The following is a 16,173-nucleotide window of genomic DNA, read 5'->3' on the forward strand; positions in this document are numbered from 1 at the left end:
AATCTTTGCGCTCAATCGCCTGCCCGCATTGCTTCCAGGCGGATCAGTGTGGCCTCCTCCGGCATGTATTCAGTTGAAGTCAGTGCGTCGATCCACACCCACTCGCCGGTAGAAGGCCTGACCATTACATTGCTGATGTTCGGATCCGGCAAATCGCCACGTTCTAGCGCAAATCGCCGGGCGAGTTCAAGGGTGTGGAACAGAGAATGGAATTCCGGAAATTCAGCACTGGCCGCTTCAATCTGTTGAGGCAGATCGGCGCTGTCATACTCCAGCAAGTCGAAAGCCTGTTCCAATCGCAGTGTCCGTTCATCCGTATCGGGCAGTTCCTCGAGCCGCTCTACTTCGGCTAGCCAATAGTAGAATCCGATCTTGCGATCCTCATCCGAAGGCGCAACAGGACCGTAATCCTTCAACACCTTAACTACATTCGGGTTACCGGCTGCAGACTCCTTGACTAAAAACACATGCCCACCGCCATCCCGGGTGAGCCGAAACAGACGCGAATCATCTTCAAACAACACGCTCAAGGAGCCATGGTTGAAATATCGCGTACCCGCCAATGGTACCTGGGTCAGCAGATAGTCGAAAAAAGGCCCTTGGAACAGCAACGTTTCGGTCATGGGTGCATTCCCTGCGTAAGAATTGATATTTAACGCTAGATCAAACACACAAAAATCGCGACGACTAACGCAACACCCCAATCGCCCGCCGATACTTTTCAATCCGCTCCAGATCCTCCCAGCTCGGCTGGGCGATGCGCGACAGGTCGCTGTTTTCTTCCAGGTCCGCCAGTTTGACCACACGGCCGATCGGGTTCTGTGCCGCGCGGGTGATGAAGTCTTCGTAAGCCTCACCCGGTACTTTCGTCACCGACTCGATAGCCGCCAGCACCGTCTCGCTGAAGCCTTCCTCGGCTAACGCCTCAAGGCTGATGTCACAGTCCTCGACCACGTCGTGCAGCACCGCGACGATTTGCTCTTCCAGCGTGCTGACTTTAAGCATCACCCGCAACGGATGCAGGATGTAGGGCGCACCGCCCTTGTCGATTTGCCCCTCGTGAGCGCCGGCAGCGATGGCGATGGCACGTTCCAGTGATTGAGTCATCTCGTTCTCCTTGATGCGAAGCCGTGCTTGATACTCGGATTTTTTGATCTGTAAAAGCTGTAGGAAATCTCGCTTTGTGGCGAGGGAGCTTGCTCCCGCTGGGCGGCGAAGCAGCCCTGGTCCCTACTCGCTCATTTCCTAAGCTTCGTTGTAGTGGCCGGTTTTACGACGGCTGCGCCGCCGAGCGGGAGCAAGCTCCCTCGCCACAATTACCCGGTTCGGTCCTACAGCTGGGTGGTGGCCTGGTTGAAGGCAACAAAATCGCCGTTTATGGTGAGCCTCGTCGCTGACCGCAGTTGGCGATAGGGTTTCGCAGCCCTTAAGATTGGCACTTTATTCCGTCCGACACGGCCGGCTTCCGGCTGAGTGTTTTCTTTATGGCGGTTGTGCACGGGAGACCTACGGGTCTGCCGGGACATGGTGTTAATCCTCCGGTCTGCGAACCCGTGCATAGCTGCCACCCATTTTGTTTCGCAGCAAAAAGGTGGCGATTCTACTTTTAATAGGATTATCACCATGACTACTGAGAATTCTCCTCGCCGCTACATCCCCCTGAAACAATTCGCCACGGACTACCCCGTCCTCCTGATCGATAACCAAGCCCCCATCCGCGAACTGCACAAGTGCGTCAGCGAACGCCTCAACGCCGTCCTCCACTACATCAACCTGATGGCCTGCACCAGCCTCCCCGACTACGCCGAAAACGACATCAACACCGTCACCAACATTTCGCGGATTCTGCTTCAGGACGTGCGCGATGTGTTTGCGGTGATCGAGCAGCGCGGGTTTGAAGTGCCTAAAGGGCAGTAACGAAACTCCAGACAGAAAAAACCCGCATCACTGCGGGTTTTCTGTGTGCATGAAACTGATCGCTTCAATGTCTCAACGAGGATTTTTCGCCCCCGACGGACCTGCGTGACTCAGCCCTTTGACGTTGTGATCACCTGGCGTCGTTGTCGAAATCGCTCTGGCCTTGGAAATTCCACGGGTGTCTTTGGAATTGGCGATGCCTGAGGTAGCGGTGCCATGACCGTTGTCATCATTGCGCTCACTGCCGTAATGGTTGCCGCTTACACCATGATTGCGCGTCGCTTTGCCGGCGTGATCGCTGGCCAACCCCTTCCCGTGGCCATTGCTGGTAGAGTTTCCGGCATGATCAGACCCGCTGCGACCGCCGCTATTTCCACCACCATTACCGCCACCGTGGCCACCACCATTTCCACCGCCGTGCCCACCACCTCCGCCGCCGCCACCGCCACCGCCACCACCGCCTCCGCCACCACCACCCTCTTTCGCAACGGCTGAGTTGATGAGGGAAAGGTCAGCAGGCAGTAAAGGGGCTGCTGCCAGCATAAATGCGCAGGACAGGACAGCTACGAGACTCTTGTTTTTTAAAAGCATGATTGCTTCCGTAGGGGGTTGATATCGCATGGTGTAGGACGCGATAACCCCCCTTCAGTTCAACACGCCGCGACGGACGGACTGACCGCCACTCAACGCAGGCGAGCCCTCAATCAAACGCACCATCAAGAATCTCGTAGATGAGCCCGGTAGCCAGCGCGACAAGGATCAAATCCGTGCCGACTTGCTGCCACTCATACCCGTCGTAGTGCGGCAACCTGCCGACCAGACGGCCATCGAGTTTCTTGGCAATGCCTGGCGGAAGCGGCTTGCCGCGGGCGAGGTTTTTCTGGATGCCGGGAGGTAATGCCGGCCCGGGACTCCAGTAATTACGGTAGCTGTCAACAATCCCGATGACGTTGGTACGACTAATGCTCGGGCCATGACTCCAGTCGCCGCCCCCTGAATTCTTGCCTTTGTTGCCATGCCCACCCTGGTTGCCATGATCCTGGGCGTTTTGCGGGTTGCCCTTGCCGTTCCCCTGACCTTTTCCATTACCGGGATCCGCCAGTGCAGTCACCGAACCGCAAACCAACACCAGACTTGTAAAAGCTGCAATCATCGATCGAGACCTGATCATGAGTCGTTCCTTCGTGACGGGAGTAGTCCCTGAAATTTAGACGATGTTCAGAGAGTTGGTTCAATCCGCCCCCGTATGCCGCCTCATCTCTGTCTTGGAACTTTCTTCGAACGGGTGTCGGTATGATGGCGTGGAGCCGTAAGTTAATCCGAATCAACCTACTTTGAATCAGAAGTTCGCCGGCGTATTCGCGCTGATGATTTCCGCCTCATCCTGCCCGATATTGCGAAACCGGTGCGGCAGCGTGGTCGGGAAGTAATAACCATCCCCGGCGTTCAACACGCTGATCTGGCCGTCGACGGTGAGCTCGACCGTACCCCGTGTCACCAACCCGCACTCCTCGCCTTCGGCATGCACGATCGGCTCTTCACCGGAACTGGCGCCCGGTGCGTATTGCTCGCGCAGCAAACGCATTTGCCGGCTCGGTACGGAGGCGCCGATCAGTAGCAGTCGCAGGCCGTGGCGGCCCAGATCGGGTTGTTCGCTGGCGCGGAAAACGTATTGGTGTTCGCGGGGTGGCTGGTCGAAGGTGAAGAAGTCGGCCAGGGACATCGGGATGCCTTCGAGCAGCTTTTTCAGGGAGCTGACGGAAGGGCTGACGCGATTCTGTTCGATCAGGGAAATGGTGGCATTGGTGACGCCGCTACGCCGGGCCAGCTCGCGCTGGGACAGTTTGTAGCTTTCGCGTACTAATTTGAGTCGTGAGCCCGTATCCATGACAGCCTTATGTGCTTGGTACTTAAGGGGTGGAGAGCAGGCGTGGATCACGCCGTTTTCCGGTCCCGGAAACGTGAAAGGCGGCTATTAAATCACGTTTGCTGGTGTTGCTGTAGGAGCCGGCGGCACCTGATGGGGTGGCCGCCGGTGAGGTAAGGCTTAGATGCCGAAACGGTCGCGCAGCGAGTAGTACACGGCGCCGAGGGCGGTCAACGGGGCCGAGAAGGTGCGCCCGCCGATCATTGGCATGTGCGGCAGCGAGGCAAACGCATCGAAACGCTCCGCGTCGCCGCGGATCATTTCCGAAATCAGTTTGCCGGCAAGGTGCGAACAGGTGACGCCGTGGCCGCTGTAGCCCTGCATGTAATACGCATTTTTCTCGATGCGACCGAATTGCGGCATGCGCGACATGGTCAGCAGAAAGTTACCGGTCCAGCGGTAGTCGATCTTCACGTCCTTCAGTTGCGGGAAGGTCTTGAGGATTTTTGGCTTGATCAGTTGCTCGATGTCGTCCGGTTCACGGGCGCCATAGACCACACCGCCGCCGTACAGCAAGCGGTTGTCGGCCGTCAGGCGATAGTAGTCGAGCAGGTAGTTGCAGTCTTCGACGCAGTAGTTGTTTTTGATCAGGCTACGCGCTTGTTGCTCCGACAACGGCTCGGTGACGACGATCTGCGAACCACACGGCATGCTCTTGCTGGTCACGCGGTTGTCGAGGCCTTGCGGCAGGTAGGCGTTACCGGCGATCAGCAGGTACTTGGCTTTCACCAGGCCTTTGGCCGTGCGCACGGTGATCGGTTCGCCGTACGTGATTTCCACAGCCGCCGACTGTTCGTAGATCTTGCCGCCCAGGCCGATGATCGCCGAAGCCTCGCCAAGGGCCAGGTTCAGCGGATGAATGTGGCCGCCCTGCATGTCCAGCAGGCCGCCGACGTAGGCATCGGAACCGACTTCACGCTTGATGTCAGCTTCGCCGAGCAGCGTCAGGTTCTTGTTACCGTAGCGTTCCCAGCTCTTTTTCTGCTCGGCCAGGCCTTTGAGCTGCTTCTTGTTCATCGCCGCGAAAATGCCGCCGGGACGGTAGTCGCACTGGATGTCGTAGTGCTGTATGCGCTGACGGATGATGTCGGCGCCTTCGAAAATCATGCTGCCGAGGACTTCGGCGGTCTTGTCGCCGTAACGATCCTCGATCACGTCGACGTCGCGGCTGTAGGAGTTGACCAGTTGCCCACCGTTGCGACCGCTGGCGCCGAAGCCGACTTTGGCCGCTTCGAGCACCGTGACGCTGTAGCCCGCTTCGGCGAGGAACAGCGCCGAAGACAGGCCGGTGTAACCGGCGCCAATCACGCAGACGTCACATTCCACCGCCCCTTCCAGCACCGGGAAATCGCCGGTGAAGTTGCGGGTGGCGGCGTAGTAGCTGTTTACATGTGTTGTTTTCATACGATTCTCCGATGATCGCCGGCAACGTGCAGGCGACCGCCGCTTAAAAGGTCTTAGAGCTTGATCCAGGTCGCTTTGAGCTCGGTGTACTTGTCGAACGCGTGCAGCGATTTGTCCCGGCCGTTACCCGACTGCTTGAACCCGCCGAACGGCGCGGTCATGTCGCCGCCGTCGTACTGGTTGACCCAGACGCTGCCGGCGCGCAGGCCACGGGCGAAGGTGTGGGCTTTGCTCAGGTTGGCGGTCCATACACCGGCGGCCAGGCCGTAGATGCTGTCGTTGGCGATCGCCAGGGCTTCTTGCGCCGTGTCGAAGGTGATCACCGACAGTACCGGGCCGAAGATTTCTTCCTGGGCGATGGTCATGGCGTTTGTCACACCGTCGAAAATCGCCGGTTCCACGTAGAGGCCACCGGTGTCTTCGAGGGTGCGGCGACCACCGGCGATCAATTGAGCGCCCTGCTCTTTGCCAATGTTGATGTAGCGCAGGACGTTGTCCAGTTGACGCTGATCGACCACCGCGCCAACGGTGGTAGCGGGATCGAGCGAGTGCCCCGGTTTCCACGCTTGCAGCGCCTCAACCAGCAGCGCGATGAACTGATCGCGGATCGAACGCTCCACCAGCAAGCGCGAGCCGGCGGTGCAGACTTCGCCCTGGTTGAAGGCAATGGCGCCGGCCGCTGCCTGTGCTGCGGCACGCAAATCCGGGGCGTCGGCGAACACCACGTTGGCGCTCTTGCCACCGGCTTCGGCCCAGACGCGTTTCATGTTGCTTTGCCCGGCGTAGATCATCAGTTGCTTGGCGATCGCCGTGGAGCCGGTGAAGGCCAACACGTCGACGTCCATGTGCAACGCCAGCGCCTTGCCGACGGTATGGCCGAAGCCCGGCAGCACGTTGAACACGCCTTTGGGGATGCCCGCGTCCAGCGCCAGTTGCGCGATGCGAATCGCGGTCAGTGGCGACTTTTCAGAAGGCTTGAGGATGAACGAGTTGCCCATTGCCAGGGCCGGGGCGAATTTCCAGCTGGCCATGATCAACGGGAAGTTCCACGGCACGATGGCCGCGACAACGCCCGCGGCTTCACGCGTCACCAGGCCCAGTTGATCGTGTGGCGTGGCTGCGACTTCGTCGTAGATCTTGTCGATGGCTTCGGCAGTCCAGCGGATCGCGTTGGCGGCTGCCGGAATGTCGATGCTCATGGAGTCGCTGATCGGCTTGCCCATGTCGAGGGTTTCGAGCAGCGCCAGTTCTTCCTGGTTGGCCATGATCAGGTCGGCGAAACGAATCAGGATGCGCTTGCGCTCGGCCGGGGCCAGGTTGGCCCAGACGCCGGATTCGAAAGCACGGCGTGCGACTTCGACGGCAAGGTGGGCGTCGGTTTCGTCGGTGCTGGCGACGTTCACCAGGAAGCGGCCGTCTACCGGGCTCAGGCATTCAAACGTTGCGCCGCTGGCAGCCGCGCAGTATTGGCCGTCAATGAATGCGCGACCTTCGAGGGTGAGGGACTGGAAGCGTTGCTCCCAGTCGCTGCGAGTAATTGTCATGGTTGTGACTCGACGCAGGGGAATTGAGTGATCGTCGGACGGACGCCCGCACAATCAAAAAATGAAATGCGATCCCTGTAGGAGCTGGCTTGCCAGCGATTGCGGTGGTTCAGACGCCATCGATGTTGACTGTCATGACGCCATCGCTGGCAAGCCAGCTCCTACAGGGTTGGCGGCGTACACAGTTCTTGTGTTCGCCGCCAACGCCGTCAAACGGTGTGCAGGTACCAGTTGTACTCAAGGTCCGAGATGGAGTTCTCGAACTCGGCCAGCTCGCTTTCCTTGCACGCCACGAACACGTCGATGTACATCGGGTCGATGTATTTGGCCATGACCTCGCTGTCGTCCAGCTCGCGCAGGGCATCGCGCAGGTTGTTCGGCAGGCTCTGCTCGTTTTGCTCGTAGCTGTTGCCTTCCACCGGTGCGCCCGGTTCGATCTGGTTGGTCAGGCCGTGGTGCACGCCCGCCAATACCGAAGCCATCAGCAGGTATGGGTTGGCATCGGCGCCCGCCACGCGGTGTTCGATGCGCACGGCGTCCTTTGAGCCGGTTGGCACGCGCACCGCCACAGTACGGTTGTCGATGCCCCAGCTCGGCGAGTTCGGCACGTAGAACTGCGCGCCGAAACGGCGGTACGAGTTGACGTTCGGGCAGAGGAACGCCATCTGTGCCGGCAGGGTCTCGAGCACACCGCCGATCGCGTGTCGCAGCGCGGCGTTCTGCTCGGGATCCTCGCTGGCAAAGATGTTGTTGCCTTCTTTATCCAGAATCGAAATGTGCACGTGCAGACCATTGCCCGCCTGGCCCGGATACGGCTTGGCCATGAAGGTGGTGTCCATTTCGTGGTCATAGGCGATGTTCTTCACCAGACGCTTGAGCAGGACGGCGTAGTCGCACGCCTTAATAGGATCGGCCACGTGGTGCAGGTTGACTTCGAATTGCGCCGGGGCGCTTTCCTTGACGATGGCGTCTGCCGGGATGCCCTGCTCTTTCGCGCCTTCGAGGATGTCTTGCAGGCAATCGACGTATTCGTCGAGGTCGTCGATCAGGTACACCTGAGTCGACATCGGACGCTTCCCGGAGACCGGTGAACGTGGCGATTGCGGACGACCGTTCACGTTGTCCTGGTCGATCAGGTAGAACTCCAGCTCAAACGCGGCGCAGATGGTCAGGCCCATTTCGTCGAACTTGCGCACGACATTGGCCAGCACTTCACGCGGGTCGGCGAAGAACGGCTCGCCTTCGATTTCGTGCATGGTCATCAGCAATTGCGCGGTTGGGCGCTTCTGCCAAGGCTCGATGCTCAGGGTGCCGGGGATCGGGTAGCAGATCCGGTCGGCATCGCCGATGTCCAGACCCAGGCCGGTGCTTTCCACCGTGGAACCATTGATGTCCAGAGCAAACAGCGAAGCCGGCAGGTTGATGCCTTTCTCGTAAACCTTATGAAGACTGGTGCGTTCGATGCGCTTACCGCGCACCACACCGTTCATATCCGCAATCAGAAGGTCGACGTACAAAACCTCAGGATATTTCTTAAGGAATGCGTTTGCTTCGTTGAGTTGAACGGTACGCAGAGGGACCGACATGATGCACCTATTTTTTACTGTTAATTATTATGTTCACCGCCCTTTCACGCAGCCAGTCAATCCGAAAGGCAAAGTGAAGTCAATAGCGAACACTCTGCCTTTCAACGTTTATTTTCGGGCCTTTCAGAGGCACGCGAGTGCCACATCCGTCCTGAATGACGCGTAAATCCTGAGGATCGGACGCAGGGCGTTTAGAATTTTTTACATGGGAGTTGTTAATTAAAATCAACAAGGCTAAGCTCCGGAAAAGCTCGTTCAAGTGTCAAACTTCGAGGTGATAAAAATGGCATTCAAGCCATTGATCGGCGTTACTGCGTGCGTCAAACAGATTGGCCTGCACCCCTACCACGTCAGCGGCGACAAGTACTTGCGCGCTGTCAGCGTTGCGGCGCTGGGGCTGCCCGTCGTTATTCCTTCCCTGGCTGAACTGACCGAGATCGAGGATCTGCTGCCGCAGCTCGACGGTCTGTTGCTGACCGGCTCGCCATCGAATGTGGAACCCTTCCACTATCAAGGCCCCGCCAGTGCGCCCGGCACGGATCATGATCCGGCACGGGACGCCACCACCCTGCCCCTGATCCGCGCCGCGATTGCGGCCGGCGTTCCGGTGCTCGGCATCTGCCGCGGTTTCCAGGAGATGAATGTGGTGTTCGGTGGCAGCCTGCATCAGAAGGTTCATGAACTCCCTGGTTTCCTCGATCATCGCGAAGCCAATCACCCGGACCTGGCCGTGCAATACGCACCGGCACATGACGTCAACGTGCAGCCGGGCGGAGTGTTCGAAGCGCTGGATCTGCCGTCGGTGTTCCAGGTCAATTCGATTCACAGCCAGGGCATCGATCGACTGGCCCCTGGCCTGCGCGCCGAGGCTGTCGCGCCCGATGGCTTGATCGAAGCGGTCTCGGTGGAGAACAGCAAGGCCTTCGCCCTCGGTGTGCAATGGCACCCGGAATGGCAGGTACTGGATAACCCTGCTTATTTGAAAATTTTCCAGGCGTTTGGCGAGGCGTGCCGGCAACGGGCGGCGCTGCGTAACAAGCGCTGACGTCACAAAAAATCAATCAATTGACTGCCCCCGTGGGTCTGGCGGATGCGCTTCTGCGCATCCGTGACTCACGACAACAACACACTGCAATAACAACAAGTACGACCAGGCAGCCAGGATGGCGGCGCCGAATTAACCCGAGCGGGTGTGTCGCCCTGTAGGAGCTGGCTTGCCAGCGATAGCGGTCTGTCAGTCAACAAAGACGTCGACTTTAGGGCCTCATCGCTGGCAAGCCAGCTCCTACAGGGGACCGCGCCAGCCAGGGTTAGCAATCAACTATTAAGTCAGGCCGCGTTGGCCCGACGACTGAAACCTGTTGGGAGTTTCACATGGCAAACGCCTCCAGCATCTACAGGAAGGCTCTTGAAGGTCACCAGGCACCGAAAAAGGTGTTGGTGAAAGTCGATCGCGTCACCAAGAAATTCGACGAAACCACCGCTGTGGACGATGTGTCCCTGGAAATCCATCAGGGCGAAATTTTTGCCCTGCTCGGTGGTTCCGGATCCGGTAAATCGACGCTGCTGCGCATGCTCGCCGGCTTTGAACGCCCGACCGAAGGCCGGATCCTGCTTGACGGTGTCGACATCACCGACATGCCGCCGTACGAACGACCGATCAACATGATGTTCCAGTCCTATGCGCTGTTCCCGCACATGACGGTGGCGCAGAACATCGCCTTCGGCCTTAAGCAGGACCGTTTGCCCGCTGCTGAAATCGATGCCCGTGTAGAAGAAATGCTGCGCCTGGTGCACATGACCCAATACGCCAAGCGTAAGCCGCACCAGTTGTCCGGCGGTCAGCGCCAGCGCGTGGCACTGGCCCGCTCCCTGGCCAAACGTCCGAAGCTGTTGCTGCTCGACGAACCGATGGGTGCGCTGGATAAAAAGCTGCGTTCGCAGATGCAACTGGAGCTGGTGGAGATCATCGAGCGTGTCGGCGTGACGTGCGTGATGGTGACCCACGACCAGGAAGAGGCCATGACCATGGCCCAGCGCATCGCGATCATGCACCTGGGCTGGATTGCCCAGATCGGCAGTCCTGTCGACATTTATGAAGCGCCGGTCAGCCGCATGGTCTGCGAATTCATCGGCAACGTGAACGCCTTCGACGGTACCGTGGTGGAAGACCTGGAAGGCCACGCGATCATCCACAGCCCGGATCTGGAGCAGAAAATCTACGTCGGTCATGGCGTCAGCACCTCGGTGCAGGACAAGTCGATCACCTACGCCATTCGCCCGGAAAAACTGCTGGTCAGCACCACCAAGCCCGACGCCCGCTACAACTGGTCCAGCGGCAAGGTGCATGACATCGCCTACCTCGGCGGCCATTCGGTGTTCTATGTCGAGCTGCCTGGTGGCAAAGTCGTGCAGTCGTTCATGGCCAACGCCGAACGCCGTGGTGCACGTCCGACCTGGGACGATCAGGTCTACGTGTGGTGGGAAGACGACAGCGGCGTGGTACTGCGCGCATGAGAACCTTCAATCAGCAATTCCTGCGCCTGGTGCCCAGTGGGCGAAAACTGGTCATCGGCATCCCGTTCGTATGGCTGTGCCTGTTCTTCATGTTGCCGTTTTTCCTGGTGATGAAGATCAGCTTTTCGGAAGCCGCGCTGGCGATTCCGCCCTACTCGGAGATCTACACCTACGCCGAGCAGAAATTCGAGTTGATGCTCAACATCGGCAACTACACCTTGCTCGGCGAAGACGAGCTGTACCTTTCGGCTTACCTCGGCTCGTTGAAGGTCGCGCTGTTCAGCACCCTGGCGTGCCTGGTGATCGGTTTCCCGATGGCTTACGCGATCACCAAGGCGAGCAAGGAAGCGCAAAACGTCCTGCTGCTGTTGATCATGATGCCGACCTGGACCGCGATCCTGATCCGCGTCTATGCGTGGATGGGCATCCTCAGCAACAACGGTTTGCTCAATGGTTTCCTGATGTGGACCGGCCTGACTTCACACCCGATCGAGATCCTCAACACCAACACCGCCGTGTATATCGGCGTGGTGTATGCGTATCTGCCGTTCATGATCCTGCCGCTGTACGCCAACCTGGTGAAGCACGATCAGAGCTTGCTGGAAGCGGCGTCGGACCTCGGTTCGAGCACCTTCAACAGCTTCTGGAAAATCACCGTGCCGCTGGCCAGGAACGGCATCATTGCCGGTTGCATGCTGGTGTTCATTCCGGTGGTCGGCGAGTTCGTGATTCCGGAACTGCTGGGCGGCCCGGAGACCTTGATGATTGGTCGCGTGCTGTGGCAAGAGTTCTTCAATAACCGCGACTGGCCGGTGGCGTCCGCCCTGGCGGTGGTGATGCTGTTGATCCTGATTGTGCCGATTCTGCTGTTCAACCGCAGCCAGGCCAAAGAGATGGAGGCACGGGGATGAAGCGTTTCGGTTTTTCAAAATTGATGTTGGTGCTCGGCCTTTCGTTCATCTACCTGCCGATGCTGATTCTGGTGATCTACTCGTTCAACGCCTCGAAACTGGTGACGGTGTGGGGTGGCTGGTCATTCAAGTGGTACGCCGGCCTGCTCGACAACTCGCAACTGATGGGCTCGGTGGTGCGCTCGCTGGAGATCGCCTGCTACACGGCGATTGCGGCGGTGGCGCTGGGTACATTGGCGGCGTTCGTTCTGACCCGCGTCACCCGTTTCAAGGGCCGCACGTTGTTCGGTGGCCTGGTGACCGCGCCGCTGGTGATGCCTGAGGTGATCACCGGTCTGTCGCTGTTGCTGCTGTTCGTGGCCATGGCGCAGTTGATCGGCTGGCCGATGGAACGCGGCATTGTCACCATCTGGATCGCCCACACCACGTTTTGTGCCGCTTACGTGGCGGTGGTAGTCTCCGCCCGCCTTCGCGAGCTGGACCTGTCCATCGAAGAAGCGGCCATGGACCTCGGTGCCAAGCCGTTCAAGGTGTTTTTCCTGATCACCATCCCGATGATCGCGCCGTCACTGGCGGCCGGCGGCATGATGTCGTTCGCCTTGTCGCTGGATGACCTGGTACTGGCGAGCTTCGTCTCCGGCCCGGGTTCCACGACCCTGCCGATGGAAGTGTTCTCGGCAGTGCGCCTGGGCGTGAAACCTGAGATCAACGCCGTGGCCAGTCTGATTCTGTTGGCCGTATCGATCGTGACCTTCATGGTCTGGTACTTCAGCCGCCGTGCCGAAGCCAGCCGTAAACGCGCGATCCAGGAAGCGATGGACCAGACTGCCAGCGAATCGTGGCAGGCACCTGAGAAGAAAATGCTGGAAGCGACGGCATAAGTTGCTGGGACTTGCTCCTTGTGGCGAGGGAGCTTGCTCCCGCTTGAGTGCGCAGCACTCACAAAATGTTGGGGCCGCTGCGCAGCCCAGCGGGAGCAAGCTCCCTCGCCACAGGTTCGCTGTGATTTTGCATTGTGTTTTGAATAAAAAGAAATGGAGTTGTACCGATGAAAATGTTTGGCAGGACTCTGCTGACACTGTCCTTATTGGGCGCGATCGCCTCGGGCGCCCAGGCCAATGACAAGGTTCTGCGCGTCTACAACTGGTCCGATTACATTGCCCCGGACACCGTCAAGAAGTTCGAAGACGAGACCGGCATCCGCGTGACCTACGATGTCTTCGACAGCAACGAAACCCTTGAAGCGCGCCTGTTGGCGGGCAAGTCCGGTTACGACATCGTCGTGCCGTCCAACAGTTTCCTGGCCAAGCAAATCAAGGCCGGCGTCTATCAGGCACTGGACAAGTCGAAACTGCCGAACTGGAAAAACCTCAATCAGGTGCTGCTGAAAAACGCCTCCGCCAGCGACCCGAATAACGGTCACGCGTTCCCGTACATGTGGGGCTCGATCGGCATCGGTTTCAACCCGGCCAAGGTCAAGGAAGTGCTCGGGGCCAACGCGCCGACCAACTCGTGGGACCTGCTGTTCAAACCGGAGAACGCGGAAAAACTCAAAGCCTGCGGCATCAGTTTCCTCGATTCGCCAACCGAAATGATCCCGGCCGCCCTGCACTACCTGGGCTACCCGGTGAACGATCAGGACAAGGCGCACATCGCCGAAGCTCAAGCGCTGTTCATGAAGATTCGTCCGTCGGTGTCGTACTTCCATTCGTCGAAGTACATCTCCGACCTGGCCAACGGCAATATCTGCGTGGCCGTCGGTTATTCCGGCGACGTGTTGCAAGCCAAGGCCCGCGCCGAGGAAGCCGGCGACAACGTGAAGATCGACTACAGCATCCCGAAAGAAGGTGCCGGCAGTTTCTACGACATGGTCGCCATCCCGCGTGATGCGGCGAACGTCGAGGAGGCCTATCAGTTCATGAACTTCCTGATGCGCCCGGACATCATCGCCGAGATCACCAACAACATCGGCTACAGCAACGCCAACGCGGCGGCGACGCCATGGGTGGATGAAGCGATTCGCAACGAACCGGGCTCGTACCCGTCCGAAGCGGTGATGGCAACGTTGTATGCCATTCCTGACCAGCCGATTGCCGTGCAGCGGATCATGACCCGGGGTTGGACCAAGGTGAAACTCGGAAAATAATCGCTGAAGCGCAAGGTGCTATCGCCAGCAAGCCGGCTCCTACAAGGATCCCTGACCGAACACATCTCCTGTAGGAGCCGGCTTGCCGGCGATGAGGCCATATCATTCAACACACAAATCAGATCAACCCTTTCTATCCATGCAGCGCCTTACCACCGCTGCATCACTCACCTGGCTCCTCGGTTAAGGTGAAGTTTGGCGCCCTCGGGCGCCTTTTTTTGTTGGGCATCACTCAGTGCCCAAAAGCCCTCGCTACAGGTGCTTTTCTGGCATCGCTGCGCAGGCACGTTATAGTTCAAGCAAGCGAATCAATAGGAGGCTCCATGCGCCAGATCCTCAGCAAAGAACCTTGGTGGGCCGCGCCGCCCCAGCCCGGGCAGGACGAGTTCGAGCTGGAATGGGGCTGGCTGGTGCATTACAGCGAAGGCGAACCGCGTTTCGAGTTCATCCGTGAGCGGCCGACGGACGATGAAATCCGCGGGCGCAAGAGTTGCAGGATCACCCCGGCGGCAGAGTGACCCTGCAATGTCGGTTCAAGCCTTCACGATCATTTCAAAACCGCCAAAAATCATCCGTTGACCATCGAACGGCATTGGATTGACGTCAGGTTGCACCCTTGGATCCGTCATCAGCTTCGCCATTCCGGCGTCACGGGTTGGTTTGTCCGGCCAGACAATCCAGGAAAACACCACGGTTTCATCCTCTTTGAGTTTCACCGCCATGGGCAGTGAGGTCACCTTGCCGTCGGGGACGTCGTCACCCCAGCATTCGGCGAGGCTGAGCGCGCCGTTCTCGATGAATATGGCGGCGGCCATCTCGGCGTGTTTCCTGAATTTCTCGCGGTTGGCGGTGGGTACGGCAGCGACAAAACCATCGACATAAGGCATGAGTGTTCTCCTTGTTTCATGGGTTGATCTGCTGGTTAGTCGATTGGGTCGGGCTCCAATCGACATGCCCTTCGCTGCCCCCGACCGACGGTTGTGCACGCTGCGCCAGGCTTCCCTCAATCTGCCCCGCCATGTACAGCGTCCCGGCCATTACGCCGGTGGTCGGGTTCTGCACCAGCTTGGTCCAGGCCTTGTCGAAAGTGTTGCCCAGGCTGCTGCGAATCAACGCCTCGCTGTCCGGGCGGTCGTTGGCCTGGATCAACGCGCGTATCCCGGCGACCCCGACGGTGATCAAGCCACCGGCGAGTTTTCCCGCCGCCGCCGCCACGGCACTCGCCGCCCCGCGAGGGGCCATTTCCGCTTCCATTCGTTGACTGGCGCGCCTGGCAACCGGCGCCATGGCGGTGTCGGTCGAGTCGACACCCTTGTCGCCCCCGGCCTTGTGGACCTTGTCGATCAGCGCGGCGAAGGCCGGCAGCGCGTTCAGCGGCTCGGCGCGCACCACCTGATACAGCGAAGCATTCCGGGCCGCGGGTGGGCCAAGGGCAATCGCCGGGACTTTCTGCAGACGGCCATTGAGTTGGGCCATCGGCACGCCGTGGCGCGTGGAGATTTCCTGCAGTTCTTCCTTGAGAATGTCGACGTAGAACGCCGCCGCGAGGCTGAGTATCGCGTCCGGATCAATCTCCACCGCCACCGGGGCCAGGACCTTTTCCTGGTATTGCTCCAGCAAGTAAGCGGCCAGGCGTTTTTCCGAGGTGTCCTGCTCGCCCTTGGCGCTGACGGTGTACCAGCTCACCTTCATCGACAGCCACTCCTGGGTCCAATAGCTGCTGAACCAGGGGATGAAGTTCTCTTCGGTCAACTGATAGACCCGCGTGCGCCAGTAATCCATGGCACCGCGGGCGTAGATTTTGGTTTGTTCGGTGGCGGACTGCGAGGCGCTGACGATCTCCTGATCGACTTGCTGCCAGGTGCTCGGCGAAACCATGACCTGCGGCACTTCCACCGGCTCACGCGGAGTCGTGACGCATCCCGCCAATATCAGCAGCACGAGAACGATCAGCGAACGCCGGTTCAAGATCGCGATTCCCTAAAGTCTGCGCCAAACCAAATGCCCAACGCTCAACAGGCCCTCGTTTGAGTATAGGTGGCGGTCTCTGTCCGCTCGGTAAAGTTGTCGTTCTCGCGGCCGTCATCGCGAGCAGGCTCGCTCCTACAGTGGATCAGCGTCGTGCACACTTCGCAGCCAGCCTAATCCCTCTGTAGGCGCCGGCTTGCTGGTGATGGGTCCGGTGAAATCACCACTAAACCCGACCATCACTCCCATCGAT

At 59.2% G+C, this 16,173-nt stretch carries 17 protein-coding genes; 7 read left to right on the forward strand and 10 right to left on the reverse strand.

Annotated elements, in window-relative coordinates; genetic code table 11:
- Nucleotides 1-11: 11 nt before the first annotated feature.
- Both KHO07_RS15515 and KHO07_RS15520 read right to left on the reverse strand, forming a co-directional pair.
- Nucleotides 12-623: a hypothetical protein gene (locus KHO07_RS15515; protein ID WP_212624786.1), complete on the reverse strand. Its 612-nt coding sequence runs from the start codon at nucleotides 621-623 to the stop codon at nucleotides 12-14.
- A gap of 64 nt (nucleotides 624-687) precedes the next feature.
- Complete coding sequence (locus KHO07_RS15520) at nucleotides 688-1,107, reverse strand: HD domain-containing protein (protein ID WP_212624787.1); 420 nt, start codon at nucleotides 1,105-1,107, stop codon at nucleotides 688-690.
- Between the two features lie 516 nt (nucleotides 1,108-1,623).
- On the opposite strand from KHO07_RS15520, the gene KHO07_RS15525 reads away from it, so the two are divergent.
- Nucleotides 1,624-1,917: a fructose-bisphosphate aldolase gene (locus KHO07_RS15525; RefSeq protein ID WP_150732677.1), complete on the forward strand. Its 294-nt coding sequence runs from the start codon at nucleotides 1,624-1,626 to the stop codon at nucleotides 1,915-1,917.
- Nucleotides 1,918-1,989: 72 nt separating this feature from the next.
- Here the strand turns inward: KHO07_RS15525 and KHO07_RS29190 are convergent, their stop codons facing one another.
- From KHO07_RS29190 to KHO07_RS15555, 6 genes are all read right to left on the reverse strand, one after another.
- Entirely contained in the window at nucleotides 1,990-2,508 is a 519-nt protein-coding gene (locus KHO07_RS29190) for a hypothetical protein (RefSeq protein WP_244858220.1), read from the reverse strand.
- A 109-nt stretch (nucleotides 2,509-2,617) separates the two neighbouring features.
- A complete protein-coding gene (locus KHO07_RS15535) occupies nucleotides 2,618-3,088 on the reverse strand; it encodes an anti-virulence regulator CigR family protein (RefSeq protein ID WP_212624789.1) in 471 nt (156 codons plus the stop codon).
- Between the two features lie 168 nt (nucleotides 3,089-3,256).
- Complete coding sequence (locus KHO07_RS15540; RefSeq protein ID WP_212624790.1) at nucleotides 3,257-3,805, reverse strand: cupin domain-containing protein; 549 nt, start codon at nucleotides 3,803-3,805, stop codon at nucleotides 3,257-3,259.
- Between the two features lie 159 nt (nucleotides 3,806-3,964).
- A complete protein-coding gene (locus KHO07_RS15545; protein WP_212624791.1) occupies nucleotides 3,965-5,248 on the reverse strand; it encodes an FAD-binding oxidoreductase in 1,284 nt (427 codons plus the stop codon).
- Nucleotides 5,249-5,301: 53 nt separating this feature from the next.
- Nucleotides 5,302-6,792, reverse strand: a complete 1,491-nt coding sequence (locus KHO07_RS15550; RefSeq protein ID WP_212624792.1) for an aldehyde dehydrogenase — start codon at nucleotides 6,790-6,792, stop codon at nucleotides 5,302-5,304.
- 209 nt (nucleotides 6,793-7,001) lie between these two features.
- Nucleotides 7,002-8,378, reverse strand: coding sequence for a glutamine synthetase family protein (locus tag KHO07_RS15555; RefSeq protein ID WP_150732673.1), 1,377 nt, complete (start codon nucleotides 8,376-8,378; stop codon nucleotides 7,002-7,004).
- A gap of 283 nt (nucleotides 8,379-8,661) precedes the next feature.
- Between KHO07_RS15555 and KHO07_RS15560 the strand changes: the two genes are divergently transcribed.
- The 6 genes from KHO07_RS15560 (at nucleotide 8,662) to KHO07_RS15585 (ending at nucleotide 14,470) form a co-directional block, all read left to right on the forward strand.
- Nucleotides 8,662-9,423 carry a gamma-glutamyl-gamma-aminobutyrate hydrolase family protein gene (locus tag KHO07_RS15560; protein WP_212624793.1) on the forward strand — a complete coding sequence of 254 codons (762 nt, stop codon included), beginning with the start codon at nucleotides 8,662-8,664 and terminating at the stop codon, nucleotides 9,421-9,423.
- Nucleotides 9,424-9,752: 329 nt separating this feature from the next.
- Nucleotides 9,753-10,895: a polyamine ABC transporter ATP-binding protein gene (gene potA / locus KHO07_RS15565; RefSeq protein WP_034148930.1), complete on the forward strand. Its 1,143-nt coding sequence runs from the start codon at nucleotides 9,753-9,755 to the stop codon at nucleotides 10,893-10,895.
- Entirely contained in the window at nucleotides 10,892-11,806 is a 915-nt protein-coding gene (locus KHO07_RS15570) for an ABC transporter permease subunit (RefSeq protein ID WP_075944840.1), read from the forward strand. The genes potA and KHO07_RS15570 overlap by 4 nt, the downstream gene beginning before the upstream one ends.
- A complete protein-coding gene (locus KHO07_RS15575; protein ID WP_150732671.1) occupies nucleotides 11,803-12,687 on the forward strand; it encodes an ABC transporter permease subunit in 885 nt (294 codons plus the stop codon). The genes KHO07_RS15570 and KHO07_RS15575 overlap by 4 nt, the downstream gene beginning before the upstream one ends.
- A gap of 167 nt (nucleotides 12,688-12,854) precedes the next feature.
- The gene (locus tag KHO07_RS15580) at nucleotides 12,855-13,952 is read left to right on the forward strand and encodes a polyamine ABC transporter substrate-binding protein (RefSeq protein WP_212624794.1); all 1,098 of its coding nucleotides are present in this window, start codon (nucleotides 12,855-12,857) and stop codon (nucleotides 13,950-13,952) included.
- 323 nt (nucleotides 13,953-14,275) lie between these two features.
- Entirely contained in the window at nucleotides 14,276-14,470 is a 195-nt protein-coding gene (locus KHO07_RS15585) for a hypothetical protein (protein ID WP_150732669.1), read from the forward strand.
- Nucleotides 14,471-14,485: 15 nt separating this feature from the next.
- Here the strand turns inward: KHO07_RS15585 and KHO07_RS15590 are convergent, their stop codons facing one another.
- Complete coding sequence (locus KHO07_RS15590; RefSeq protein WP_150732668.1) at nucleotides 14,486-14,839, reverse strand: DUF1428 domain-containing protein; 354 nt, start codon at nucleotides 14,837-14,839, stop codon at nucleotides 14,486-14,488.
- Nucleotides 14,840-14,855: 16 nt separating this feature from the next.
- On the reverse strand, nucleotides 14,856-15,920 hold the full coding sequence (locus tag KHO07_RS15595) for a hypothetical protein (RefSeq protein ID WP_212624795.1): 1,065 nt from the start codon (nucleotides 15,918-15,920) through the stop codon (nucleotides 14,856-14,858).
- Between the last annotated feature and the right edge of the window lie 253 nt (nucleotides 15,921-16,173).

Source organism: Pseudomonas sp. PP3, assembly GCF_905336995.1.
Classification (GTDB): Bacteria; Pseudomonadota; Gammaproteobacteria; order Pseudomonadales; family Pseudomonadaceae; genus Aquipseudomonas; species Aquipseudomonas reinekei.